At 39.2% G+C, this 26,073-nt stretch carries 26 protein-coding genes and 1 riboswitch; of the genes, 17 read left to right on the top strand and 9 right to left on the bottom strand.

Annotated features, from left to right (window positions below; all coding sequences use genetic code 11):
- Positions 1-141: 141 nt before the first annotated feature.
- The 4 genes from ACXJIN_RS04765 to ACXJIN_RS04750 all read right to left on the bottom strand — a co-directional run bounded on the left by ACXJIN_RS04765 (position 142) and on the right by ACXJIN_RS04750 (position 3,810).
- Entirely contained in the window at positions 142-1,176 is a 1,035-nt protein-coding gene (locus tag ACXJIN_RS04765; protein WP_456399900.1) for an ABC transporter permease, read from the bottom strand.
- Positions 1,177-1,178: 2 nt separating this feature from the next.
- Positions 1,179-2,345 carry an ABC transporter permease gene (locus ACXJIN_RS04760; protein WP_456399898.1) on the bottom strand — a complete coding sequence of 389 codons (1,167 nt, stop codon included), beginning with the start codon at positions 2,343-2,345 and terminating at the stop codon, positions 1,179-1,181.
- Positions 2,342-3,211: an ABC transporter ATP-binding protein gene (locus ACXJIN_RS04755; protein WP_456399896.1), complete on the bottom strand. Its 870-nt coding sequence runs from the start codon at positions 3,209-3,211 to the stop codon at positions 2,342-2,344. Before ACXJIN_RS04755 ends, ACXJIN_RS04760 begins: the two co-directional genes overlap by 4 nt.
- Positions 3,212-3,297: 86 nt before the next feature.
- Entirely contained in the window at positions 3,298-3,810 is a 513-nt protein-coding gene (locus ACXJIN_RS04750; RefSeq protein WP_456399894.1) for a cob(I)yrinic acid a,c-diamide adenosyltransferase, read from the bottom strand.
- A 101-nt stretch (positions 3,811-3,911) separates the two neighbouring features.
- Positions 3,912-4,037, bottom strand: a riboswitch (cobalamin riboswitch).
- Between the two features lie 94 nt (positions 4,038-4,131).
- On the opposite strand from ACXJIN_RS04750, the gene ACXJIN_RS04745 reads away from it, so the two are divergent.
- Positions 4,132-4,671 carry an HdeD family acid-resistance protein gene (locus tag ACXJIN_RS04745; protein ID WP_456399892.1) on the top strand — a complete coding sequence of 180 codons (540 nt, stop codon included), beginning with the start codon at positions 4,132-4,134 and terminating at the stop codon, positions 4,669-4,671.
- 139 nt (positions 4,672-4,810) lie between these two features.
- Here ACXJIN_RS04745 and ACXJIN_RS04740 read toward each other — a convergent pair whose 3' ends face one another.
- The 3 genes from ACXJIN_RS04740 to ACXJIN_RS04730 all read right to left on the bottom strand — a co-directional run bounded on the left by ACXJIN_RS04740 (position 4,811) and on the right by ACXJIN_RS04730 (position 7,089).
- Entirely contained in the window at positions 4,811-5,512 is a 702-nt protein-coding gene (locus ACXJIN_RS04740; RefSeq protein ID WP_456399890.1) for a formate dehydrogenase accessory sulfurtransferase FdhD, read from the bottom strand.
- A 103-nt stretch (positions 5,513-5,615) separates the two neighbouring features.
- Entirely contained in the window at positions 5,616-6,617 is a 1,002-nt protein-coding gene (locus tag ACXJIN_RS04735; RefSeq protein ID WP_456399888.1) for an SDR family oxidoreductase, read from the bottom strand.
- 19 nt (positions 6,618-6,636) lie between these two features.
- Complete coding sequence (locus ACXJIN_RS04730; RefSeq protein WP_456399886.1) at positions 6,637-7,089, bottom strand: MarR family winged helix-turn-helix transcriptional regulator; 453 nt, start codon at positions 7,087-7,089, stop codon at positions 6,637-6,639.
- Between the two features lie 235 nt (positions 7,090-7,324).
- Here ACXJIN_RS04730 and ACXJIN_RS04725 point away from each other — a divergent pair, with 235 nt between their 5' ends.
- The 16 genes from ACXJIN_RS04725 (at position 7,325) to ACXJIN_RS04650 (ending at position 24,145) form a co-directional block, all read left to right on the top strand.
- Complete coding sequence (locus ACXJIN_RS04725; protein WP_456399884.1) at positions 7,325-7,636, top strand: (2Fe-2S)-binding protein; 312 nt, start codon at positions 7,325-7,327, stop codon at positions 7,634-7,636.
- Complete coding sequence (locus ACXJIN_RS04720) at positions 7,633-9,435, top strand: FAD-dependent oxidoreductase (protein WP_456399882.1); 1,803 nt, start codon at positions 7,633-7,635, stop codon at positions 9,433-9,435. Before ACXJIN_RS04725 ends, ACXJIN_RS04720 begins: the two co-directional genes overlap by 4 nt.
- Positions 9,432-10,577, top strand: a complete 1,146-nt coding sequence (locus ACXJIN_RS04715; protein WP_456399880.1) for an NAD(P)/FAD-dependent oxidoreductase — start codon at positions 9,432-9,434, stop codon at positions 10,575-10,577. Before ACXJIN_RS04720 ends, ACXJIN_RS04715 begins: the two co-directional genes overlap by 4 nt.
- Before the next feature lie 45 nt (positions 10,578-10,622).
- A complete protein-coding gene (locus tag ACXJIN_RS04710) occupies positions 10,623-12,485 on the top strand; it encodes an aldehyde ferredoxin oxidoreductase family protein (RefSeq protein WP_456399918.1) in 1,863 nt (620 codons plus the stop codon).
- Positions 12,486-12,578: 93 nt separating this feature from the next.
- Positions 12,579-13,460 carry a GTPase Era gene (gene era / locus ACXJIN_RS04705; protein WP_456399917.1) on the top strand — a complete coding sequence of 294 codons (882 nt, stop codon included), beginning with the start codon at positions 12,579-12,581 and terminating at the stop codon, positions 13,458-13,460.
- Between the two features lie 53 nt (positions 13,461-13,513).
- On the top strand, positions 13,514-15,280 hold the full coding sequence (locus ACXJIN_RS04700; RefSeq protein ID WP_456399878.1) for a M3 family oligoendopeptidase: 1,767 nt from the start codon (positions 13,514-13,516) through the stop codon (positions 15,278-15,280).
- Positions 15,277-16,419 carry a diphosphate--fructose-6-phosphate 1-phosphotransferase gene (locus tag ACXJIN_RS04695; protein ID WP_456399876.1) on the top strand — a complete coding sequence of 381 codons (1,143 nt, stop codon included), beginning with the start codon at positions 15,277-15,279 and terminating at the stop codon, positions 16,417-16,419. Before ACXJIN_RS04700 ends, ACXJIN_RS04695 begins: the two co-directional genes overlap by 4 nt.
- Positions 16,420-16,575: 156 nt before the next feature.
- A complete protein-coding gene (locus tag ACXJIN_RS04690; RefSeq protein WP_456399874.1) occupies positions 16,576-17,778 on the top strand; it encodes an aminotransferase-like domain-containing protein in 1,203 nt (400 codons plus the stop codon).
- Between the two features lie 11 nt (positions 17,779-17,789).
- Positions 17,790-18,851: a butyrate kinase gene (gene buk / locus ACXJIN_RS04685; protein ID WP_456399872.1), complete on the top strand. Its 1,062-nt coding sequence runs from the start codon at positions 17,790-17,792 to the stop codon at positions 18,849-18,851.
- A gap of 13 nt (positions 18,852-18,864) precedes the next feature.
- On the top strand, positions 18,865-19,764 hold the full coding sequence (gene ptb / locus ACXJIN_RS04680) for a phosphate butyryltransferase (protein ID WP_456399916.1): 900 nt from the start codon (positions 18,865-18,867) through the stop codon (positions 19,762-19,764).
- 4 nt (positions 19,765-19,768) lie between these two features.
- Positions 19,769-20,851 carry a butyrate kinase gene (gene buk, locus ACXJIN_RS04675; RefSeq protein WP_456399870.1) on the top strand — a complete coding sequence of 361 codons (1,083 nt, stop codon included), beginning with the start codon at positions 19,769-19,771 and terminating at the stop codon, positions 20,849-20,851.
- Positions 20,848-21,513 (top strand): nucleotide-binding protein, encoded by a 666-nt coding sequence (locus ACXJIN_RS04670; protein ID WP_456399868.1) that lies wholly within the window; start codon positions 20,848-20,850, stop codon positions 21,511-21,513. The genes buk (ACXJIN_RS04675) and ACXJIN_RS04670 overlap by 4 nt, the downstream gene beginning before the upstream one ends.
- A gap of 33 nt (positions 21,514-21,546) precedes the next feature.
- Positions 21,547-21,786 (top strand): 4Fe-4S dicluster domain-containing protein, encoded by a 240-nt coding sequence (locus tag ACXJIN_RS04665; RefSeq protein WP_456399866.1) that lies wholly within the window; start codon positions 21,547-21,549, stop codon positions 21,784-21,786.
- Positions 21,783-22,835, top strand: coding sequence for a 3-methyl-2-oxobutanoate dehydrogenase subunit VorB (locus ACXJIN_RS04660; RefSeq protein WP_456399864.1), 1,053 nt, complete (start codon positions 21,783-21,785; stop codon positions 22,833-22,835). The genes ACXJIN_RS04665 and ACXJIN_RS04660 overlap by 4 nt, the downstream gene beginning before the upstream one ends.
- 29 nt (positions 22,836-22,864) lie before the next feature.
- Positions 22,865-23,596, top strand: coding sequence for a thiamine pyrophosphate-dependent enzyme (locus ACXJIN_RS04655; RefSeq protein WP_456399915.1), 732 nt, complete (start codon positions 22,865-22,867; stop codon positions 23,594-23,596).
- A gap of 3 nt (positions 23,597-23,599) precedes the next feature.
- On the top strand, positions 23,600-24,145 hold the full coding sequence (locus tag ACXJIN_RS04650) for a 2-oxoacid:ferredoxin oxidoreductase subunit gamma family protein (RefSeq protein ID WP_456399862.1): 546 nt from the start codon (positions 23,600-23,602) through the stop codon (positions 24,143-24,145).
- 66 nt (positions 24,146-24,211) lie between these two features.
- Here ACXJIN_RS04650 and ACXJIN_RS04645 read toward each other — a convergent pair whose 3' ends face one another.
- Complete coding sequence (locus ACXJIN_RS04645; RefSeq protein WP_456399860.1) at positions 24,212-25,129, bottom strand: methyl-accepting chemotaxis protein; 918 nt, start codon at positions 25,127-25,129, stop codon at positions 24,212-24,214.
- A gap of 9 nt (positions 25,130-25,138) precedes the next feature.
- Positions 25,139-25,906, bottom strand: coding sequence for an oxygen-binding di-iron domain-containing protein (locus ACXJIN_RS04640; protein WP_456399858.1), 768 nt, complete (start codon positions 25,904-25,906; stop codon positions 25,139-25,141).
- Between the last annotated feature and the right edge of the window lie 167 nt (positions 25,907-26,073).

The following is a 26,073-nucleotide window of genomic DNA, read 5'->3' as shown; positions in this document are numbered from 1 at the left end:
AAAATTCATTTTATGGTTTCTCAATCAAGAACAGGACACTCTATACTTATATGTCCTAACAAGCACTTCAAGGATAAAGATTAGCGTCCTTTTAAGACGCTTTATAATATGACAACATAGCGTGAGTTAAAATTTCAAGAATCATTCTGCTTTAAAGAGTTTTCCAAATCCAATTAAAACAAGGATGAATCCCGCAAACATGAGAAATACCATATCGTAAAAACTTCCAATTGGCATGGGCCTAAGTCCAAAAGTGTATTTCATTGAATTAACCATGTAGATAAGAGGAAGAGAATATGCTATTTTTTGCATGGATTTTGGCATGGTTTCCACAGGAAAGTAAACACCCGAGAAAAACATGGCAATGGTGTACACAACGCTTGATATTTCACTCGCAATTTTCGCGTTGGGTGAAAAGAATAGGATTATCATGCCTATACCCATCATTCCAAAAGTTGAAGAGATGACCAAAATGGAAAATCTTGCCACATTTATATCGTAGTGCGTCCCAAAAACAAGTATTGCAACGAAGAGAAGAAAAACAATTGAAAGGTAAGTTTCTATCACCTTTTCGAGAATAAAAGCACCGTAAAATTGCCATTTAAACAGTGGAAATGTCCACATCTTTTTGATCACTTTTTTGTCCCTTAAATGAGCCAATGATGCCGTCATGGAAAAAATGCCAGCTGAAAAAATGCTTAGGGCAAGTATTCCTGGAATAAGGGTATCAAGATATGAAAGTTTTTGGCTTGAAAAACTCACATCTTTGCTGACAACCTTTATCACAGGAGTTACTCCATTTTTTTCGTTCAAGAATTCCGTTAGTCTCTTTCCCAAAGAAACGTAATACTCATTTGATTGAGCATTTGAAGGATTTAAGTATAAAATCATAGAGTTCGAAGCGGAAAGGGTTATCCCCATATCCATCTTGCTTTTTATAACAGCTGTTTTCAAATTCTTCAAATTTCTAAATCTTACAAAGCTTACATTCTCAATCTCAGGAAGCTTCTTTATTCCCATTATCCCGATCTTCACATTGGAAGAAGTGTAAAGTCCTGAAAATACAAAGCCAAAGATTATCAAAATCACAAGTGGGAAAAAGATGTTAAAAAAGATGTTCATTCTATCTCTGATCGCGCTAAGTGTTAAAGCCACAAATGATGACCAAAATCTCATCTTTAAACCTCCCACTTGAACTTTTTAACGCTGTAAAAAAGCGTAAATGCAGCCCATCCCAAAGGAACAAAAATATTCAAATAAAGGGGCGTGGTTGAATAACTTACTCCCATAAGCGATCTTAGTCCATTTGCCAAATAAGTGGTTGGCAGTGAATAGGCCATGATCTTTACGATAAATGGCACGTTATTTACAGGAAAGAAAAGTCCTCCTAAAAACATAAAGAGGAAGTTTAATATGTTGGCAATGGCATTTCCGGAGTTTGCACTTTTAGAAATGCTCGCCACAAAAAAACCAAATGGCATCGTTGAAGCAATGACAAAAAGCATAAATGCAATGGAAATTGCGTCTATTTTAAGATGAGCTCCAAGTGCGATCCCTGTTATCAAGATTAAGGTAATTTGGATGAGTTCAAGAAGAATATTGGAAAGCGACATCCCAAGCACATAATCAATTTTTGTTATAGGGGAAACAAAGAGCCTTCTCAAAACTTTTTTCTCTCGCTGAACCAATAAATCGTCAGTTACGCCAAAAAGTGAAACCGTCATAAGAGCCATGACGATTATTCCAGTGGTCAAAAAGTCAACGTATGAGAATTTTTCCCCATTTCGTGTCAGATATTCTATCTTTAAAGATATAGCGTGTTCTTTCTTCATTTTCCAAAATCTTTTGTTAAATGAAGAAAGAACCGAATCTAAAATTGAAAAAGCGATATTTGAACTTTGACTATTTCTACGTTTGTATATCGTAACAATTGGATCAGCTTTTAGAGGTAATTTTGCCATTTTTGCGTACACCAAAGAATCGAAGTCTTTTGGAATGACCATTACCGCATCTATTTTTTCATCCTTTAAATCTTTCAAAAAAATTCCAAGTGCCTTTGTTGTAGTGGCACTTTCCAGATAAGAAATGGGACTCCTTTCACTTTTATGAGCTATTTTTTCTAACGTGGTGGTAATGTAACTGGCAAAATCAAGATTTGTTCTTCTAAAAGTGGTATTCTCGTTTACAACGGCAATCCTTACATTTACGGATTTTTGAACATTGGAAAAGACGCTAGCCAATATCAAAAGAAGCAAAATTGGAAAAATGATCATCCAGAAAAGGGCGGAAGGATTTTTAACGCTTGCTGTTGTTAATGCTTTAAAAACGCTGAAAGTTCTTTTCAATCTCTTAAACTCCTTCCAGTTAATTTCAGGAAGACGTCTTCGAGATTTGATTGCCTCACGATAAGATCTCTAACTTTTACTTTCCTTTTCTCAATCCAATCAAGAAAAATTTTCATGGTTTTTGGAAGATCACAAGCCTTCAAAAACACTTTAGACTTTCCAAATTCAACTTCATGAAGTATTTCCTTTAGCTCTTCCTTCAAGCTTTCATTGACATCCAAATGAGCTTCTATTATTCTTTCTTCACCAAAAGCGTTTATCAACTCTTGTACACTTCCGCTGGCTATTATCTTACCGTGATCCATTATGTAAACGTAGTCGGATAAAAATTCGGCTTCTTCCATATAATGAGTCGTGAGAAAGATCGTTTTACCTTTTTCTTTTAAATTCACTATCATGTCCCATACGTTTCTCCTCGCCTGAGGGTCCAGTCCCGTTGTTGGCTCATCCATGAAAATGAGATCGGGATTTCCAGCCAACGCAACGCCTATGGCAAGGCGTTGCCGTTGTCCACCGGATAATTTCTCAACTCTTGTATTTTTCTTATCTTCAAGGCTCACTATTTTAAGGATTTCCTCTATTCTTAGCCCACTGGAGTAGAATCCTCTAAAGGTCTTTAAAGTTTCAACAACGCTGAGATGCTCAATGAAGTTATTTTCTTGAAGCACGACACCAATTCTTTCTTTCAAACTAAGCGGAATTCCATTTTTTATGTGTGTTCCGAAAAGAAACACATCTCCTTCATCGTGTTTTTTCAATCCTTCCAATATTTCTAAAGTTGTCGTTTTACCGGCCCCGTTTGGTCCTAACAACGTAAAAACTTCTCCCTTGAAGACATCAAATGATATGCCATCGACCGCTTTCACATCACGATAATGCTTTTTAAGATTTTTTACCTTTAAAATGCTTTTTTTTTTCCACTTTTTCCCCCAGCATTCGAAATCAAATGGTCCTATTTTTCTATTCCAACTCTTTCTTGGACTCCCGCATTGAAATAATGCTTGATCTCTTTCATTTCAGTTACCAAATCAGCCATTTTCATCACATTATCAGTGGCATATCTACCGGTTAAAATTATCTCGGTTGAAGAAGACTTTTCTTTTATAAGCTTTAGAATATCTTCTTCTTTTATAAGCCCTAGATAAATAGCCACATTGACTTCGTCCAACACCACAACGTCGTATTTTCCGCTGGTGACTTTTTCTTTCGCTAATTCAAGAGTTTTTGCTGCCGCTTCTATATCTTCTTTTTTCGGACCGCCTATTACGAATTCTGGCCGTCCGCCTTGATAGAATTCTATTCCAAGTTTTTTAAAACTTTCCAATTCGCTCGTGTACTGACCCTTCATAAACTGAATAAAAGAGACTTTCAATCCAGCCCCTACGGCTCTCACGCTAAGACCGATGGCGGCGGTGGTTTTCCCTTTTCCATTTCCCGTGTAAACTTGAACGTATCCTTTTTCCATTTGAAGATCACCTCATTTAAATTTTTTTGGCAATCATGGAAAAGAGGCAAAAAGTGCAGAATAGTTTTCACCAGCCTCTCTCCACGAAGGCGTGGTGTCATGAGTTTCCCGGCTTCCGGTTTCATCCTACTTCTCATGCCTTCCCGAACATTTGTCAGTGGCTTTGTTATGAGTTTCGTAGCCGGTCACGGTGGCGGGCCCGCCCTGGATTTTCACCAGAGTTCCTCGTAGACTGGGAAATTATAGCATATGTATGCTATGATCTACTTTGAAAGATGGTTTAAAGATGAAAAAAGTTAAGATGAAATAGGAGGAACTGCCATGATTTTCGAAAAAGAAGTCTTACAGAAATTCTCAAAACATTCAATAGTTGCTGGAATATTGATGGTAATAGTTGGAACTCTTGGGATTTTAATCCCTCCAATAATGAGTCTGAGCGCGGCGGTTTTCTTTGGTAGCGTTCTCGTTACAAGTTCCATTTTCACAGCGTACGCCACTTTTAAAAGTTACAAAAAATCTCACGGTGCCTGGCTCAAATCTGTTGTGCTTTTTATAACTGGTTTGCTTATGCTCATTTTCCCCGGAATTGGTGTTGCAGCACTGGGTATTATGTTTTCAGCTTACCTGTTGATCGATGCTTTTTCAAACTTCACTTTTGCATTCGATATAGCTGGTTCGAAATTGAGCGCATTGCTTGCCATTTTAAACGGTACGCTGTCCATATTCTTGGGAATTTGGATGATAATGGGATGGCCTTTCAGTTCCATATTTTGGGTTGGGTTGATCGTTGGCATAAGTTTGCTTTTCGATGGGTTTGAACTTATAATGCTGGGATCAATTGCAAAAAAAGGAAACTTCTAACTCACATTGTGCGTTAATGTTACAAAACGTTTCAAAAAATTAAATCGCAAGCTTGAAAACCCCAACTAAAAGAGCCAAGACGTTTTGACAGAACTTCGAAAAAATTGTTCTTCGTAATATTCACGCACAACATGAGTTTTTAAGATTTAGAAGTCTTAATTCTTTCAAAACAAGAGTAAATGTTTGCCCTATTTTGACGGGCAAAGCCAATAAGAGTTATACCACGTTTTTTTGATTCATCAATCGCTTCAGCCGTGACGGCCGCTTTGGTTACGATGAATTGAATGCCTATTTTGGCACATTTTTGAACGATTTCAAAATTCACCCGTCCCGTTAAAAAAAGGGCGGGTATTTCTATTTTGTTTGGATGAAAAACCAAAAAGCCAATGCACTTCTCAATAGCGCTTTGACGTGAAACGTCTTCACAGATGTAAACGTATTTTCTTTCTTTTAAATCAAAAATGCCTGCTATGTGGCATCCCCCAGTTTCCAAGAAAAATTCTGAAGAGCTGAGTAAATCTGCCATACTTGTGGATATCGTTTTTATATCCACACAGTTCGCGTTGCATTTTCGTTTTGTGTTTAACCAAATTTTTTTAGAATTGTTTTGCTTCACTTTAACCTTTGATGTAAATATATTCACATCCACATTCGCATCACTTATGAGTCCCTTACAGTAAAGGTATCCAACAACAAGATATTTAAGATCTTTTGGGGTACACGAAATCGTACCAAGGGTATTTTCGTTGAAAAGTATTTCGATCCTCTTTTCTTCGATAACAACGTCTTTCATCTTTTTGGATCCTTTTTCATATATCCTTAAGATTTCCGTTTTTCTCATCATTTTAATCACTTCGCACAAATAAAATTTTCGTCTGCTTTGCCGACGCACTCCCCATAAATATGGTCGGATTTCTTACATAAAAATGGTTTCAGAAACAAATTCATAAAATTGCCAATTTTTGAGCCCTATTTTCAAAATTCACAAACCACTTTACCGTATCTTGAAGCGTCTCAACAAAAGGCCTTGGGACGTACCCTAATTCCTTCGTTGCTTTTTCGTGAGAAAAAGTATAATCCATGCTCAACGTATGGACAGAGTAAGGAGTGAAAATTGCTTTTTTCTTCCCTAACACGGATGTTGCCAATGAAAAATACGACAAAAGCATCGCATTTCCTTTTCCCAATATGACAAACGGTCCTCTTTTGCCGGTGATTTTTCTCAATTCTTCCATCATTTTATCCATTTCCACTTTTTCGCCGCTCAGTATGTAAGCTTCCCCTTTTTTGCCTTTTTCACATGCCTTTATCGCTCCATCTGCCACATCACGAACATCTACAAAATCAAAAGAGCCTTTTATTCCTATTGGTAGTTCATCATGTAAAAATTTCAATATCATCGTACCCATCTCTGATTTTTTGAAATCGTAAGGTCCCACTATTCCTGTCGGACATACGGTGACAACATCAAGTCCACTTTTTGTCGCGTTCAGCACTTTCAGGGCAGCAAAAGCTTTTGTCTTTCCATACACTCCTGTCGTCAGTTTGGGATCAAATGGAGTATTCTCATCTATAAAACTTCCACGCGGCAGCTCCGCAAAAGCATGAACGGAACTCATGTAGAGCACCCTTTTAACTTTAAAGATTTTCGCAGCATTTAGAATGTTTTCAACACCCTTTACATTCACACTTTGAATTAAACCTTTCTTTTCTGCACCTATACTTATCAATGCTGCTAAATGATATACGAAATCCACGCCTTCGACAGCTTTTTTCACATCTTCAAAATTTCTGACGTCTCCTTCTACCTTTTCAACATTTAATCTCTTCAAAGGGGTTAAATCATCATCTTTCAACACAAGAACTCTCACTTTTTCGCCCCTCTGAAGGAGTTTCCTAACAATAACGTTCCCCACGTGCCCAGTTGCACCGGTAACAAGTATCATCTCTTCACCTTCACATACGTCATGGTGCACTTTTTGCGCTTTTTGAGGAATTGAAGATCTTTATCATCCTGAAAAATCCATCTGATATCACATCTAAGTCTTTTGGTGGTATTCTTTCCATGACGTCATTTATCACCTTCTCAAAATTTTTCACCGTCAAGTCGAATAGCCTTCTTCCTTTATCGGTAAGTTCTACATTTATTACCCTTCTATCATCGCTATTTCTCACCCTTTTAAGGTATCCCTTTTTCTCCATACCGTCTACCAAAACTGTAACGTTGGACTTCGCTATTGAAAATGCCCGGGCAAGCTCGCTCATCTTCTTACTGGATTTCATGCCAATATACATAAGTATGTAAAACTCCATCGTCTTCAAATTTTCAGTTTCCTCGCAGCTTGGAAGTATTTTCGTAAAATTGATGATAAGGTCAAAAACCATTTCCAATATCTTTTTGCTCTCGTTCTTTTCCATCTTATCCTCCTCCGATTTGTTAGACTGACAACGAAAATAAAAGTTCAAAAAATGAACAGTTAAAAATAAAAACTAATAAATATATTCTGACATCCTATGTGACACGACCGTGTCTTCGATATTTTCACCAACATTTTCCAAATTTTTACACATGGCGCGAGTAAAAAAATACCTAACAAATGCTTTATAATATCGATAGCATTTTACAATTTGTTAAAGAGGAGGAGGAAGCATCTTGGAAGGAAGGATAGAGCAACATCCAATACTTCAATTCAAGAGAAAGAAGAAAATTAAGTTTTATTTTGAAGACAGAGAAATAGAAGCTTTTGAAGGTGAAACAGTTGCGGCGGCTCTTCACGCGGTAGGAATAAGGGTGTTAAGACACACACCTAATTTGGGCAGGCCGGCGGGCCTCTTCTGTGCGATAGGAAAATGCTCGTCATGTCTGATGGAAATAGACGGTATTCCAAATGTCAGATCTTGCATGACAAAGGTTAAAGAAGGAATGAGAGTCAGGAGGCAAAAGGGAAAAGGTGATGTGCTATGAATACCTATCAAGCTGTGATAATTGGCGGCGGGCCGGCCGGCATGATGGGAGCAATAACATTAGGTAACCATGGCGTGAAAACGATCATTCTGGACGAAAACGAGAATATCGGAGGGCAACTTGTAAAGCAAACTCACAAGTTCTTCGGTGATCATGCCCACTACGCTTCTACAAGAGGGTTTGAAATAGCCCAAAAACTAGATGAAGAAATCTCAATGAATGAAAACATCAAAGTTGAAAACAACGCAACGGTTATAGGGATTTATCCAGACAACACCGTTGTTTACACAAAGAATGGACAAGAACACAAAATTCAAGCTGAAAAGATTCTTATCGCAACGGGTGCCATGGAAAAACAGCTTCCGTTTATCAACTCAGATCTTCCCGGCGTTTACGGTGCTGGCGCTGTGCAAACGCTCATGAACGAGTACGGTATTATGCCAGGCAAACGCTTTCTTATAATAGGTTCTGGAAACATCGGCTTGATACTGGCTTATCAACTCATTCAGGCAGGCGTGGAAGTGAGAGCTATCGTCGAGGCTCTTGGAAAAATTGGCGGATACGAAGTTCACGCCAACAAGGTGAAAAGATTGGGCGTTCCAATTTTACTCAATCATACAATAGTGAAGGCCATTGGCGATGAAAGCGTACAAGGAGCGATTATAGCAAAAATAGATGATAAATTTCAAACGATACCTGGGACGGAAAGAGAAATGGTTGTGGATACGATAGCCATCTCCGTTGGACTTACTCCACTTACCGAATTGGCAGAACAAGCCGGCTGCAAGGTTGAATTCATACCAGAACTTGGCGGCTATGTTCCCATACGCGATGAAAGGATGAAGACGACAAATCCAGATGTTTTTATAGCGGGAGACCTTTCTTCAATAGAAGAGGCTACAACCGCGATGATAGAAGGGAAAATAGCGGCTTTAGAAATGGCTCATGAAATAAGAAACTGCGACGTGGAAGAAGAGATAAATGAAGAACTAAGAACGCTTGCACTTTTTAGAAGTGGTCCAAAATCTGTTAAGATCAGATCGGGGCTGGAAAAAATGGGGATAAAAATTTCCATTCCCACCAAACCCATCATCAACGAAAAAAAAGAAGATATCATAGGAAAATTAAGAGCCGTCTTGGAATGCGATGAAGAAATACCGTGTAACTCATGTGAAGCGTCATGTCCATTTGGAGCCATTCACATAGGTGAAAACCTTAACAGCACGCCTGTTTTGGATGCTACAAAGTGTACAGGATGTGGTACGTGTGTTAACGCGTGTCCTGGATTGGCAATATTCATGATGAAAGAAAATGAAGAAGAATCCACTGTAACGTTGGGGATTCCTTACGAACTCTTACCACTTCCACAGAAAGGTCAAAAGATGTGGGGGCTCAGCAAAGAAGGAAATTACGTTTGCGATGTTACAGTTGAAAGGGTGGTTAAGTATCCCAACAAGACGAACATCGTTTACGCTAAATTTCCAATAGAATTCAAAGATACCGTGAGACATTTTGCCTTTCCTAAAAAGGAAAGTCCTATCGTTTGCAGATGTGAAGAGGTCTCTTTGGAACAAATTGAAAAAGTTATAGACAGTGGCGTTACCGACTTTGAGGAGCTAAAGAGACTGACAAGAGTTACGATGGGCCCTTGTGGAGGGAAAAATTGCAAATTGGTAGTTTTGGGAATTCTTTCCAGAAAAACCGGTGTTCCCATCTCGAAACTTTCGCATGGAACATCAAGGCCTCCGGTAAAACCAGTTGAATTTTCCGTTTTCAAAAAAGGTGGCGATGAGAGATGAAGTCGAACGCATCAGTCGTGATAATAGGCGGTGGAATAATTGGGACTTCAATAGCTTTTAACCTAGCAAAACTTGGCGTAAAAGATGTGGTTGTCTTCGAAAAATCGTACATCTCTTCCGGTTCCACCGGAAGATGTGGAGGAGGAATAAGGCAACAATGGACTTCTCCAATGAACGTCCGCCTTGCAATGAGAAGCGTGGAACTCTTCAAAAGATTCAGAGAAGATGTTGGCATGGATATAGAGTATTACCAGGGAGGATATCTCTTGCTTGCTTACGATGAAAAGGAGATGTCCGATTTCGAAAACAACGTGAAAATGCAGAAAAATGAAGGCTTAGATGTTGAGTTAGTCACGCCAAAACAAATTCATGAAAAATTTCCTTTCATGGATTTGGAAGGAGTTGTTGGCGGTACGTGGTGTCCAAGTGATGGGCACGCGAATCCACAAATTGCTAACATAGCGTACGCGTTGAAAATAAAGGAAATGGGAGTGGATTTGAACACTCATACTGAAGTGAAAGGCATAGATGTTCAAAATGGTAAGATAGTAGGAGTAGAAACAGACAAAGGATACGTTAAAACAAACGTAGTTGTAAACGCCGCGGGCGGATTTTCACATGAAGTTGGCAAAATGGCCGGTGTCGATATTCCCACTTACAGCGAAAGACATCAAATACTTGTAACAGAAGCTATAAATCATGTGTTAGATCCAATGGTGATAAGTTTTAAGAAAAATTACTACGTTAGGCAAACCATGCATGGATCGTTTATAATGGGACAGAGTGATAAAGAGCCCGCCAAGGGAAATGATCTTGGCCATACGGTAGAATTTTTGGAGGAGATGGCTCCAAAGATGGTTCACGACTTTCCATTTATGAATCATCTTCACATAGTAAGACAATGGTCAGGAGCTTACAACGTTTCTCCCGACGCGCAACCGATAATAGATGAAGCGACGAGCATTTCAAGGTTCATCTTCGCCGTTGGATTTAGTGGTCATGGTTTTATGCTCGCTCCAGCGGTGGGAGAAGCTGTAGCGGAAATGGTGGTGTACGGAAAATCAAAAACGATGGACATCAGTAACCTTAAAATGGAAAGATTCAAAGGCAAGAAAATAAGCAAAGAAAGAAATGTCGTCTAATTTCAAAAAGTGAGGTGGAGTGCTGTGAAGGGAATTACACGAAAGATGCTGTGGGTGGATCTTTCAAAGGGTAAAAGTGAAATTAGGGAAATACCACCGGAAGTTTACGAAAAATACCTTGGAGGACTCGGAATAGCCACACGTTTGTTATTCGACGTGGCACCAACAGGTGTTGATCCACTTTCTCCAGACAATCCTCTGATAATAGCGCCTGGATTGTTGGTTGGAAGCGGTCTACCAACGGCGTCTAAAACGACCGTAACTTTTAAGTCCCCTGAAACAAACGCTTTCGGCAGAAGTGTAAGCGGGGCGTACTTAGGAGTAGCCATGAAAAAGGCTGGATACGATGCCATGGTTATCGTTGGAAAAAGCGAAAAGCCAGTTTATTTGATGATAGAAGATGACAAAGTTGAAATAAAAGACGCCTCACATCTTTGGGGAAAAGATGTAATAGAAGCCCAAAAGATCATAAGAGAAGAGCTTGGAAAGGATTTCAGAACGGGTGTCATTGGTCCAGCCGGCGAAAAGCTTTTGAAAATTTCAGATATCGATTTTGAAGAGAGACAATCCGCCAGAGGCGGTGGCGGCGCTGTAATGGGAAGCAAAATGCTGAAGGCCATCGCTGTAAAGGGAACAAAAAATGTAGAATACGCGGATAGAGATGCTTTGACAGAAGAAATTAAAAAATGGAACAATTTAATAAATTCCTCTGAAGCAAAAAGATTGGATATGTCATACGGTTCTGGAGAATTTTACACATGGATGAATAAAGAAAGGGGAGTTTTTCCGACTAAAAATTGGAACGAAAGTTATTTTGAAGAAGCGTACAATTCAAAAGATGGAGTGTCGCACTTGGATCCTTACTACTGGGCTCCAAAGTACACGAAAGGTTACCACCCTTGTCCCAACTGTACCAAACCATGTGGAAGATATGTGAAGATCGAAGAAGGCAAGTACGCGGGAACGGAAGTTGACGGTGTTGAATATGAACTTCTCTACTCACTTGGTGGAGATTTAGGGATAGATAACATCGAAGTAAGCATGAAACTAAACGAAATTTGTGACAAAGCCGGCGTGGATGGAATTTCTGCCGGAGTAACTTTGGCGTGGGCAATGGAAGCTTACGAAAAAGGCCTGTTAACCAAAGAAGACACAGACGGAATTGATTTGAGATTCGGCAATGAAGATGCTGCCATCGAGGCTATGGAGAAGATCGTGAATCGTGAGGGAAAACTCGGAGAGCTTCTCGCAGACGGTGAGAGAATAGCGGCCAAAAAATTGGGAAAAGGTTCTGATAAATTCACCACAGAAGTTAAAGGTCTGGAAATGCCAGCTTACGACGTAAGAGGTTTAAAAGGAATGGCGCTCGCAGAAGCCGTGTCCGTGAGGGGTGCATGCCACCTTACGGGAGGTATATACGGCCCTGAGCTTACAGGCTCTTTTTGGAAAATGAGCAACATAGATAGATTTTCAACTGAGTGGAAGGGTTATGAAGTAAAAACGGGTGAAGACTTTATGACCGTTTACGACACTCTTGGCATGTGCAAATTCTCAAGAGGCATCTTTCTCATTGAAGGTCTGCTTGATGGAGTAAAAGCCGTAACAGGCGAAGACTTTGATGTTGCAACGATGATGATAATAGGAGAAAGAATATACAATCTCCAACGCCTTTACAACGTTAGAGAAGGCTTAACAAGAAAAGATGATTACTTGCCGTACCGCGTGACTCACGATCCAATTTCAAATGGTGTATCTAAAGGACATTACGTAAAAGAGGAAGAGCTTCAGGATATGTTGGATCAATACTACATGGTCAGAGGATGGTCGAAGGAAGGCATTCCAACGAAGATGCACCTTTTTGAACTTGGATTGGAAAAAGAAGCGGAAAAATTAGGCGCAAACATATAAGCAAAAACATGTAAATTTAAAAAGCGCTCCCGTTTTTTAAAGAAAGGATGATGAAAATATGACATTTGTAAATGAAAAAAGAGGAAGATCAATCTGAAGGCCGGATTCGTATGTTTAGCGGGAGCGCCTAACGTTGGAAAATCTTCCATTGTTAACGCTTACATTGGGAAAAAAGTTTCCATAGTTTCAGATAAACCGCAAACTACAAGAAACAGGATAAATGCCATACTAAACCTAAAAGAGGCACAAATTGTCTTTGTGGATACACCAGGCATTCATAAACCGGTTCACAAACTTGGAAGCTATCTTGTAAAAATAGCCGTAAAAGCCCTCGAAGGAAATGATTTGTTGCTCTTTGTCGTGTCCGCCGAAAGATTTGGTGAGTTTGACAGGATAGTTGCAGAAAGGGTTCAATCTTCTGGAATACCTTTTATCGGTGTTGTAAATAAAATGGATAAAGCTTCCACAAAAAATGTGGAAATGGCGCATGAGATGTTTAAAAGCATGTCGAAGTGCATTTCAATAAGGCACATTTGCGCCATCAAAGGCGAAGGATTAAATGAGCTTCTTGACGATGTGATAAACAACCTTCCGGAATCTCCAGCCTTTTATCCTCCAAATATGATAACCGATAAGCCGCTGAGTTTTATGGTTTCTGAAATAGTAAGGGAGAAAATATTTTCTCTTACACACCAGGAAATTCCATACTCAACGGCTGTGAGTGTCGATTACATTGAAGAATCCTCCAATTTGATCAAAATATGGTCCACGATATGGATAGAAAGGAAATCTCAAAAGCCTATCCTTCTCGGCAAAGGTGGAAAGATGATAAAACAAATAGGCGTCAAAGCACGTCAGGACATTGAAAACCTTCTCGATAAACACGTCTTTCTTTCCCTTCATGTAAAGGTGAAAGAAAAATGGACGGAAAATGAGAAGAATTTGAGCGAGATTTTCAAAGATGAATTATCATAAAAATATCGTAAAAACGTTGCGAGTAATAAAAACAAAAAAAAGAGGTGAAAAAAATGGAAACAGGCGCTGAAAAGGTTATATGGGATCTCAGCGATCTTTATTCGAGTGAGGAAGCGTTAAAAATAGACGCAAACGATGTTTTAAAACAAAGCAAAACTTTTAATGAAGAGTATCATGATGTGAAAAATCTTTTCAAAGATGCGCAGAAAACACTTGAAGCGGTAAAGAAATTAGAAAGCATTTATTCTAAAATGGCTCGAATTTCTCAGTACGTTAGCCTTAGATTTTCAGTGGATACGTCTTCTGAGGAAAACAAAAAACTCTACGCATGGGCTGAAAATGTTGAAAACGAAGTTGAGTCCAATTTGCTTTTCATTCAAATAGCTTTTTCCAAGATGAGCGATGAAGAATTCAAGATAGTTTCCAAAACTCTAAGGGATTATCGTCATTTTTTGGAATCTGCAAGAAAGTTTAGAAATCACACGCTTAGTGAAAAAGAAGAACAGATCATAGTCTACAAAAATTCCACCGGCTCGAACGCTTTCGTCAAATTCTATACGCAACTGACATCCAAGTACAAATTCAGGATGAACGTCGATGGAAAAGTACTCACACTTAACTCTTCCCAATTGAGATCGTTGCGCACACACCCAGATGCCAAAGTCAGAGAAGAAGCAACTTCCAAGCTCTTTAAAAGATACAAAAAAGACTCTTTAAGCATTGAAACGGCTTACAACGCGGTTGCAAAGGACTACGATTTTGAGGCAAAATTGAGAAATTATCCAACTCCCAATAGCATGAGAAATCTTCAAAACGAAGTCGATGATGCGGTGGTTGATGCGCTTGTGGAAGTGACAACCAAAAACAATTCCCTTGTAAACCGTTACTACAAACTGAAAGCCAAGCTTATGAAGATAGAAAAATTGAAGCTCAGCGACGTGTACGCCCCTGTGGGAAAGACAAATAAAAAGTTCACATGGAAAGAAGCATCAACCATTGTCAGGCAAACATTTCACTCTTTTCATCCAACCTTTGGAAAGATCGTTGATGAGTTCTTCGATAAAAACTGGATACATGCCGCGCTTAAACCTTCAAAAAGTGGCGGGGCTTTTTGTTCTTACGCTGATCCAGGCCATCATCCATACGTCCTGGTAAACTTTACAGGTGAAATAAGAGATGTTATGACGTTGGGACATGAGCTTGGTCATGGCGTCCATGGATATCTTTCCAGAAAGCAGAACATCTTTCAATACAGCACCCCTCTTACAATGGCGGAAACGGCATCCACATTTGCCGAAATGCTTCTCATGGATTATTTCTTAGAAACACTCCCAAAAGAAGAAATAGTACCCTTCGTTTCTTCAAAAATTGAAGACCTTTTCGCCACGATGAATAGGCAAAACATGTTTACAAGATTTGAACGTAGGGCTCATGAAAAGATCTCCAAAGAAGGCGCTTCATTTGAAGAACTGTCCAACATATATGAAGAAGAACTTCATCTCATGTTCGGCGATTCCGTTATTTACAATCCGGAATTCAGATGGGAGTGGTCAAGCGTACCTCATTTCTTCCACACGCCATTTTACTGTTACGCCTACGATTTCGCACAATTGATGGTATTGTCACTTTATCAAAAGTACAAAGAGGGAATGCCCGATTTCAAAGAAAAATATGTAAAGCTGTTGGAGTCTGGCGGTTCTGATTCACCTCAAAATTTCCTAAAACCATTTGGGATAAATTTAAGCGATCCTGACTTCTGGCAAGGGGGATTCGATTTCATAGAAAGAGATCTCTTAACAAAATTGGAGGAAAATGCATGAGATTTTTAATTGCACAATCCGGTGGTCCTACTGCTGTGATAAACGCTTCATTAGTTGGGGCAATTCAACGTGCCCAAGAGAAAGGGCATGAGATCTTTGGAAGTCTTTATGGAATTGAAGGAATTCTTAATTCGAAAATCGTTCCTTTGAATTTTAAAAGAGACGAACTTGAAAGAATTTCACATACGCCAGGCGCATTTTTAGGTTCGTGCAGGCATAAATTACCAAACGATCCGACAGATGAAGAATACGATATGATTTTTAAGACGATAAAAAAAGAAAAGATAGACGCTTTTCTATACATAGGTGGAAACGATTCCATGGATGCGGTTTCAAAGCTTTTTCACCAAGTTGAAAATAGAAAAATTCCTTTGATAGTTAATGGGATTCCAAAGACAATAGACAACGATCTTGTAAAAACAGATCATTGTCCTGGTTTTGCAAGCAGCGCAAAGTTTTTAAACGTTATCGCTTCTGAATTTGTGATCGATTCGATTTCTTATTCTACCTTTCCGATATGCGTTATTGAAGTGATGGGGAGAGATACGGGCTGGTTAAGCATTTCTTTGAAGTACGCAGAAAAGCTCGTGGAGGGACTAAAAGTCTTAACTTATGTCCCAGAGAAGCCCATCTCAGAAGAAAAAATGATCGAAGATGTGAAAGAGTACTCCAAACAGCCTTTGTTAGTTGCAGTTTCAGAGGGAATCAAAAATGAAAAGGGAGAATACTTTCATTCTACAAACACAACGGACGCTTTTGGACATCCAAAACTCGGAGGAGTAGGTGAATACGTATCACAGATCTTACAAAAAGTAAAAAAAGTCAAATTCGTCAACCCATCTTTTACTCAGCGAGCGGCTTCCCATTTTGTTTCTCAGTTGGATTTTGAAGAAGCAAAGATGGTTGGAGCGCAAGCAGTCGACATTTCAGAAAATGGAAAAAGCGGTCTCTTCATGGCAATAGAAAGGATAGAAAATGATTATCTTTCAAAGGTAAATCCCATAAGTGTAGACGAAGTCGCAAATAAAGTAAAGTATGTGCCAGACTCTTTTCTAACAGAAGATTCCGCGGAATTCATGAGTTACATATCACCTTTATTGAAAGAATTAGAAGCTTTTTCATTTTTACGGAGAAGTTAAATGCAATAAATTTCATATGAAAATTATTGCACTATGAATTTTTTTTCATATGGTTTTTTTGATGTTTTCCAGAGTTGATGCGCATTTGTATCAACTCTTTTTTTGGCATGATTTTTGCTAAATAATGTGGGTACAAATGCGGGAGGTGAAAGTTAAATGGAAATAGAAAAACGCTTTTCAAAGATGTCAAAGAGAATGCGCTCTTCCATAATAAGAGAATTGTTGAGAGATGCCACCAACACTTCCATAATATCTTTTGGAGGAGGAGCACCAGATCCAGAAACATTTGACAGAGAAGCTTTGTCAAAATTGTCGCAAGAAGTTCTCACAAACGAATACCAATACGCCCTTCAATATGGTGCGACCGAAGGAGATCCGATCTTAAAAGAGGAATTTATAAAGATATTAAAAGAAAGACATGGAATAACAGGGTTGGAACACGATAATCTTCTTATAACCGTAGGTTCACAACAGGCGTTAGATTTGATGGGAAGAATCTTTCTGGATGAAGATTCTTACGTAATGGTGAGCCATCCCATATATTTAGGAGCTGCCAGCGCTTTTAGAGCATACGGGCCAAAATTCATCACAATAGATTTGGAAGAAGACGGGCTTAACATCAATCAGGTTGAGAGTGCTTTAAAAGAACTGGACAAAAAAGGCGAAATTTCAAAATTGAAATTCATATATACCGTTCCAAATTTCCATAATCCAGCCGGTGTAACGATGTCGTTGGAAAAGAGAAAGGCACTTATCGAATTGGCTCATAAATACGATGTGCTCATTCTTGAAGATGATCCATACGGTGAATTGAGATATGAAGGAGAACGCTTGCCAGACATATACTACCTTGCAAAAGGCGAAGGTGTTATGTTGTTAAACACCATGAGCAAGATCATGAGCCCCGGTATAAGGATTGGAATGATAGCTGGAGACAAACAGGTCGTTGCAAAAGCCGCGCTTGCAAAACAAGGAGCCGATTTGTGCACGCCAACTTTTACTCAACGATTAGTTGCAAGATACCTTCAACAGGGAACTATTTTCAATAAAGTTAACGAAGCTATAGAAGTTTACAGAAAAAAGAAAAATTTGATGCTCGATGCCCTTCAAAAATACGTAACGGTCGAAGGGGCAAGGTGGACAAAACCGGAAGGTGGTCTCTTCATATGGGTAACCCTTCCCGAAAAATACGATACCATGAAGCTTTTCGAAGAAGCTAAAAAAGTTGGAGTTGCGTATATACCCGGCGCGGCCTTCTATGTGGATGACAGGGTAAGTTCCGATTTAAGACTTTCTTTCTGCCTGCCTCCAGAAGATCAAATAGAAGAAGGCATAAAGAGAATAGCCAAACTCCTTTAAGGGTGATAAATGTGTCTAAAATACTGGTGATAAATCCAGGCTCAACATCGACAAAAATAGCCCTTTACGATGATGAAAGAAGTGTCTTTGAAAAATCCATAGAGCATTCACCAAAAGATCTTGAAGGATTTGAAAAAATGACGGATCAGCTGGAATACAGGGAAAATCTAATTCTGAATACTTTAAAAGAAGAAGGTTATTCTCTCAATGAACTCAATGCTATCGCATGCAGAGGTGGGTTAATAGGTCCCGTTGAAAGTGGTACCTACGTTGTTGATGAGGCAATGGTTGAAGCATTGAAAAACTCAAAAGTTGAACATGCTTCCAATTTGGCGGGATTAATTGGATATTCACTTGGAAAAAAATTGGGAATAAAGGCGTATATAACTGATCCGGTATCGGTCGATGAAATGGATGATATTGCAAGAATTTCCGGGATGAAAGACATAGAAAGAAAGAGCTTTTCACATGCTTTGAACATAAAGGCGGTGGCGAGGAAGGCTGAATTTGAACTTGGAAAAAAGCATACAGAATTGAATTTGGTGGTTGCGCATCTTGGTGGTGGCATTTCAATAAGCGCTCTCAGGCGAGGAAAGATCGTGGATGTAAACGGTGCGAATGATGAAGGTCCGTTCAGTCCAGAAAGAAGTGGAGAGCTCCCGGTAGGAGATGTGGTAAAAATTGCGTATTCAGGAAAGTATTTAAAACGGGAATTGAAAAAAAGGTACGTAGGTAAAGGTGGTTTAGTTGCCTACTTGGGTACAAATGATTTAAGAGAAGCTATGAAGATGGCTCAAACAGATGAAAAAGCTATGGGCATTGTGAAAGCCATGGCCTACCAAATAGCAAAAGGAATAGCTGAAATGTGGACGGTTTTGAACGGAGACGTTGACGCCATTGTTTTAACAGGTGGAATGTCTTTAAACTCAAAATTCGTTGAAATGATAAAGTCGTACGTTCCCAATCTCGCGTTAATACTGGTTATAGCTGGAGCTTACGAAATGGAGGCACTGGCTTTAGGAGCTTTGAGAGTTATAAGAGGAGAAGAAAAAGCAAAAACGATAAAGAGGTGAAAATGAAATGGTTATGAAAAATCTTCAAGAACTAGTCGAAAAAGCAAAGAATCTAAAAAAAATGAGAGTTTCTGTTGCGGTTGCTCAAGATGTACCGGTATTGAAAGCGATAGATGAAGCTTACAAAGCAGGAATAATAGATGCAACTTTAATTGGTTCACAAAAGGAAATAGAAAAAATAGCTTCTCAAGAAAATATAGATCTATCAAAGTATGAAATTGTAGATGAACCTGAAGAAGAAAATGCAGTTCGGAAATCGGTAGAACTCGTCCACGATCATCATTGTGATCTATTGATGAAAGGAAAAGTTCACACATCTCACCTTCTTCATGCAGTTTTGGATAAAAACTACAATTTGCGAACTGGAAGAACTATGAATCATGTCGGCGTCTTTGAAGTACCAACTTATGACAGACTTCTGATAATTACGGACGCGGCAATGGTTATCGCTCCAACGTTAGAACAAAAGGTTGATTCCATATACAACGCTCAAAAAGTTGCGCATGTTATCGGAATAGACTTACCGAAGGTTGCCGTTTTAGGAGCGGTAGAAACGGTTAATCCTTCCATGCCAGCAACAATGGAAGCGGCTTTACTCGCAAAAATGTCAGATAGGAAACAGATAACCGGTGCCATAGTTGACGGACCTTTTGCCCTTGATAACGCTGTAAGCGAAGAAGCTGCAAAACACAAAGGAATTGAAAGCCCTGTAGCGGGAAAAGCCGATGTGTTATTGGTACCGGATATTGAAGCCGGTAACATACTTTATAAAGCATTGGTGTTCATAGCAAACGGAAAATTGGCCGGTACGATACTTGGCGCAAGGGTACCAATAGTTCTTACTTCCCGTGCTGATAGCGATGAAACAAAGCTGTATTCCATAGCTTTAAGCGCTTTAGTAGCACAGGAGTGATTTGATGTTCAGGGTTCTGGTCATAAATCCCGGCTCTACTTCAACAAAGCTTGCCGTATTCGAAGACGAAAAAGAAGTCAAATCACTAAATATATCTCATTCCAACGAAGAACTAAGCGCTTTTGATCATATAGCAGACCAGTACGAATTTAGAAGAGAAAAGATAGAGTCCTTTTTAAAAGAAGCAGGTTACGTTCTGAAAGACTTTGATGCCATAGTTGGAAGGGGCGGACTCATAAAACCCGTTAAGGGCGGTACATATCTTGTTAATGAAACCATGCTCAAAGAACTTAGAGAGGCAAAATATGGAGAACATGCTTCAAATTTAGGGGCTATTTTAGCTCATGAACTGGCAAGCAAAGCCAACATTCCGGCTTTTATAGTAGATCCGGTTGTGGTAGATGAAATGGATGAAATTGCAAAAATATCAGGACATCCTGATTTCACAAGAAAGTCTATATTTCACGCGTTAAATCAAAAAGCGGTGGCAAGAGAAGCCGCTAACGCCCTTTCAAAAAGATATGAAGAATGCAACTTTATAGTTGCGCATATGGGCGGTGGTGTATCGGTAGGAGCGCATAAAAAGGGGCGTGTTGTAGATGTAAATAACGCCCTAGACGGTGACGGACCTTTTAGCCCGGAAAGAAGTGGTACCGTTCCTCTGACCGGGCTGATAGATCTTTGTTACAGTGATAAATTCACTTTGAATGAAATGAAAAAAAAGATCAAAGGAAATGGTGGTCTCGTTTCTTATCTCAACACCAACAACGCTTTAGAAATTGAAAAACGGGTAAAAGATGGAGATAAAGAGGCGGAACTCGTTTACAAAGCCATGGCATATCAAATTTCCAAATGGATAGGAAGAATGATAATCCCGTTAGAAGGTAAGATTGACGCCATAATTTTAACCGGTGGTCTGGCTTACGATAAAAATTTTCTTGTTCCATGGATAAAAGAAAAAGTTTCAAAGATAGCACCTGTTATGGTTTATCCCGGTGGAATGGAAGAGAGGGCTTTGGCATATGGAGCTCTTAGAGTTTTAAGAAAAGAGGAAAAAGCATTGGTATACAATGGAGATGAGTTATGAACTTTAAAGAATTCAACGCCAGAGTTTTTGTGTACGTTGGCATGTTTGGAAGTGGAAAAACAGAACTCGCAATAAACACCGCGGTTGAATTGAAAAAAGAGGAAAAGAATGTGGCTCTTTTGGATATTGATGTCATAAGCCCATACTTCAGAAGCAGAGATAAAAAGGATCCCCTAGAAGAAATGGGAATAAAAGTAGTCTCTCCACCAGGCGTTTTGAGTCATGCAGATCTTCCTATAATAACGGCTCAAGTTGGTGGATACATATCGAATGAAAGTTTCTTCACAGTCGCAGATGTGGGTGGAAATGAAGATGGAGCCACCGTATTGGGATCTTTGAAACCTTTTTTAGACAGAGTTAACAAAAAAGTGTTTTTTGTAGTCAACACCCTTAGACCATTTAGCACAACCTTTGATGAAATTGTAAGAAACATAAAGAAAATATCCGCAGTTTCAAGAACGAAAATAGATTACCTTATTAACAACACCAATATTGCTCAAGAAACTACTGAAGAAAATGTGAAAAGTGGAGAAGAATTGATAAAAAAAGTTTCTGAATATTTAGAAATTCCCGTTGCTTTTACAGTCGTGAGTGAAGAAATGGATTTTCAGGGAGAATTTCCAGTCTTGAAATTAAAAAGATATTTAGCAGAACAGTGGTAAAGAAATTTAAAAACTTTTGGGAGGAGGAATTTTATGGAAAGGAAAGCGTACATAGAAATAGATTCGGAAAGGTGTAAGGGATGCGGCTTGTGTATAAACGCATGTCCACAGCACATAATCCAATTTTCAAAAGAATTCAACAACAAAGGCTATCATTACGCTGAATTCGTAGACCCGGATAACAAGTGTGTCGGATGTGCTTTCTGCTATAACATGTGCCCTGATGTTTGTATAACCGTACACAGATTGGAAAAGGAGGAGAGTAAAGCATGAAGATGCTCTTTAAAGGTTCGGAAGCCATAGCTGAGGCTGCCATAAGGGCAGGATGCAGACTTTATTTTGGTTACCCAATAACTCCACAAAGTGAACTCACAGAGTACATGTCGAGAAGGCTTCCAGAAGTTGGGGGAACCTTTCTTCAAGCAGAAAGTGAAGTTGCAACGGTTAACATGATGTACGGTGCGTCATGTACTGGTAAAAGGGTTATGACTTCCACTTCATCACCAGGTTTCAGCTTGATGATGGAAGGAATTTCGTACATGGCAGGGGGAGAACTTCCAGCCGTCTTTGTAAACGTTGTGCGTGGAGGACCAGGCCTTGGTGATATCCAGCCAGCTCAAAGCGATTATTTTCAAGCCACAAAAGGTGGTGGACATGGCGACTATCGCATGATAGTTCTTGCACCGCACACAATTCAAGAAGCAGTTGATTTAATGAACCTTGCTTTCGATCTCGCGGACAAATACAGAATGCTTGTTACGATTCTGGCAGATGGTATGCTTGGTCAGATGATGGAACCAGTGGAATTTCCTCCAATGAGAGATCCTAACGATGTTCCTGAAAAAGATTGGGCACTAACTGGTGCCAAGGGAAGACCACCTAGAAAGGTTACCTCATTCCACATAGATCCGTATGAATTGGAAAAAATGAATTTGAGATATCAAGCAACTTACAAAAAAGTTGAAGAAAATGAAGTGAGATACGAGGAATTGAATACGGATGGTGCAGATATAATAGTGGCTGCTTATGGTACGATGGCGAGGATAGTGAAAACTGTCATCCACATGGCAGATAAAGAAGGAATAAAGGTCGGTCTTTTCAGGCCAATAACACTTTGGCCGTTCCCTTATAAGCACTTAAATGAACTTGCTGACACGGTAGACACCATTCTTACCGTAGAGATGAGTTACGGTCAGATGCTGGAAGACGTTAGATTGGGAGTTAATGGAAAAGCAAAAACCCCCTTCTACGGCAGAAGCGCTGGTGTGGTTCCAACCCCAACGGAAGTTTTAGACGCCGTAAAAAAAGCGATAGGTAGGTGATCGTTGTGATAGACAAAATAGTGGCTAAAATGCCTGAATCTTTAAGTGGAAAAGAGTTTACCTATTGTCCGGGATGCCACCATGGTATAGTGCATAGATTGATCGCTGAAGTTATAGATGAACTTAAGATACGTGAGAAAACTTTGATAGTTGCTCCCGTCGGATGTTCCGTTTTCGCCTATGAATTTTTTAACGTAGATGGGACTGTCGCACCTCACGGGAGAGCGCCCGCAGTTGCAACTGGAATGAAGAGAGCCACTCCTGACAAGATCGTATTTACATATCAAGGAGATGGGGATCTTGCATCAATAGGAACCGCGGAAATCGTCCATGCGGCAAACAGAGGAGAAAATATAACGACGATATTCATAAATAACGCCGTTTACGGTATGACAGGCGGTCAGATGGCTCCAACAACATTACTTGGTCAAAAAACCACGACAACTCCTTATGGAAGAGACGCCAAAGCTAATGGATATCCCATACGAATGAGTGAAATGCTTTCCACTCTATCTGGAGTTGCGTACATAGAAAGGGTTATGGTAACAACACCACAAAACGTTATCAAAGCGAAAAAAGCCATAAAGAAAGCTTTCGAAGCTCAGATAAAGGGATTAGGATTCTCTCTTGTGGAAGTGCTTTCAACGTGTCCTACCAATTGGGGAAAGTCACCGGTAGAAGCTGGAAAATGGTTAGAAGAAAATATGGCTAAGTATTATCCATTAGGCGTCTACGTAGACAGAACAAAGGAGGCTGAATAAGCGATGTCTACCTACTCTGTTGTTGCCGCCGGCTTTGGTGGACAAGGTGTTATGTTGATGGGTAAAATAATCGCGGAAGCGGCAATGCACGACGGGAAAAAGGTAACATGGCTTCCTTCTTACGGACCCGAAATGAGAGGAGGAACGGCCAATTGTACTGTCGTAATCAGCGATGAAGACATCGGTTCTCCCGTTGTTGATACCCCAGATGTGGTAATAGCCATGAATATCCCTTCTATGATAAAATTTGAAGAAGTATTGAAAAAAGATGGTATATTGCTCATAAACTCATCTGTGATAGATAGGCAACCTACAAGAAAAGACGTTAAAGTCTTCAAAATAAAAGCAAACGACGTAGCAGATGAAATTGGAAACGTTAAAGTTTTAAACATGGTGGCTCTTGGGGCATTTGCTAAAGCAAGTGGTTTAATAACATTTGATTCTATAAAAAAAGCACTTGAAGAAACAATGACTGGAAAAAAGAAAGTCTTTCTGGACATAAACATAAAAGCCGTTCAGGAGGGAATGGAAAAGATAGAAAAAGCCTAACGACTTGTTCATATAATGATGAAAAGCCCCTTTTTTAAAAAAGGGGCTTTTTAATGTTTTTCCTTTTCATATTTTCACATTTTTGAGTCTTGATTGCGTTGTGAGAACCACATCGACAACTTGATTTACGACCGTGATGACCTTTGACAAATCCGTGATTTCTTCCTCAGACTTGGCAAGCATTTCCATACCGCTATTCATAGAGCTTGCTATGTTTTCAGAATCATCTTTTAACTCGAACAGAAAATCCTCATTATCAGAAACGACATTTGTCATCTTGGTAAAAGCGGATTTAATGGCTTTAAACACCATCACTTTTTGTAAATTATTCATAGAATTCTCTATTTTTTGGGAAAGATCTTCAACTAACCTTGATATCTCTGCTGAAGCTTGATTCGAATCTTGAGCCAAATTTTGAATTTCCTTTGCAACAACTGAAAATCCTTTTCCAGCTTCTCCAGCCCTTGCAGCTTCTATTGAAGCGTTCAAGGCAAGGATAGATGTTTGATGAGAAATATTTAGAATTCTCTCAGTCATCTTCAAAATTTTAGAAAATTCGGACAACGTTGAGGAAGTTTCTTCTATGGTAGAAATAACGTCTTCTTCAAGACTATCTAAGTTGGTACCAAATTTCTCAAGTTCTTCTTTTATTTCTTCGTTACTCTTGATTATATTTTCAATTTTTTCTTTTGAAACTGTGTTCAGCTTTTCAATCATATCCACAGCTTTCTGAAGTAAACTTGAAGTTTCGTTTATGGATTCTTTCACTTCGAGCGCACTTTCTTTTACCTTGCTTACTCTATTTCCTATGGTTTCTTTTAAATTTATCGTAAAAGAGGAAATTATATCCTCATGATATACGCTTTCTGAAATAGCCTCTAGTGATTTTTTTAAATTCTCAACGCTCTCTTTTTCTTTTTTTCGTTGACTTTCCTTCGTTTCTATCGAATCTTCAGGCTCTCTTTCTTTTCTTTCCCAAAACATATTAATTCATCATCCCCATATCTCGTTTAAAATATCTACTCCACACTTTATCTTTCCAAACCAATCGAAAAATTTCAAAACACTATCACCTTTATACAAAGCTCCGTGTTGAGGAGCCATTATTTCTATATCAAGTTTCTTCATCTTTTCTGAAAGCAACTTACACGCTTCATGCGATGTCATGTATCTTTTATGGAACCCTTCGATGTATTTAAGATGTTTTTGAAAGTCATCAACAAAAACGTACCTTTCGCCTTTTGGAAAAACTGAAGCGCCGATATCACCCGAAAAAAGGATCTTGGCATTTGGATCATAGAGGATGAAGTTTCCAACAGAGTGCAAAAAGTGGGCTGGAATGAATTTCAATTCTTTACCAGACTTGAATTTAAAGGTTCCACCTTTGTCATCAATACTCTTCACCTTGGAAAAATCGAAAACACCGAAATGAGGCAAAAATCTCACCCATAGATTGGAAATGTAAACGTTGGCATCGGTGCTAGAAAGCCAAAGCGAAATACCAGATGAAACATCAGGATCTTGATGAGTATAAAATATGGCCTTTATTTTGTTAACGGGCACCACTTCAGAAATGTTTGCCAACACTCTTGGAAATACGTGAACTCCTCCCGGATCTAAAAGAACAGCTTCATCATTGTCTACTATGGCATATTGGTTCGTCTGAATAGCCCCTTCATCACTATCCTCGCTCCACCCAAGTAAAAGAAATTTATGTTCATCGTTCTCATAAAGCACTTTTATACCTGAATCTTTTCCCATAATCATTTCCTCCCAATGAAATTAGAACTATTTCGTTCTATTATATCATTGCTTCTCTCCACATCGAAAAAAAGAAATAGAAGAAAAAAGAGGAAAGCTATATGCTTTCCTCTCGAGATTTCTAAACCCGGGCGATAACCTACTCTCGCAAGGGGCTACCCCCTCAC

Source organism: Mesoaciditoga sp., from assembly GCF_054006115.1.
This window is presented reverse-complemented; position numbering and strand designations above follow the sequence as displayed.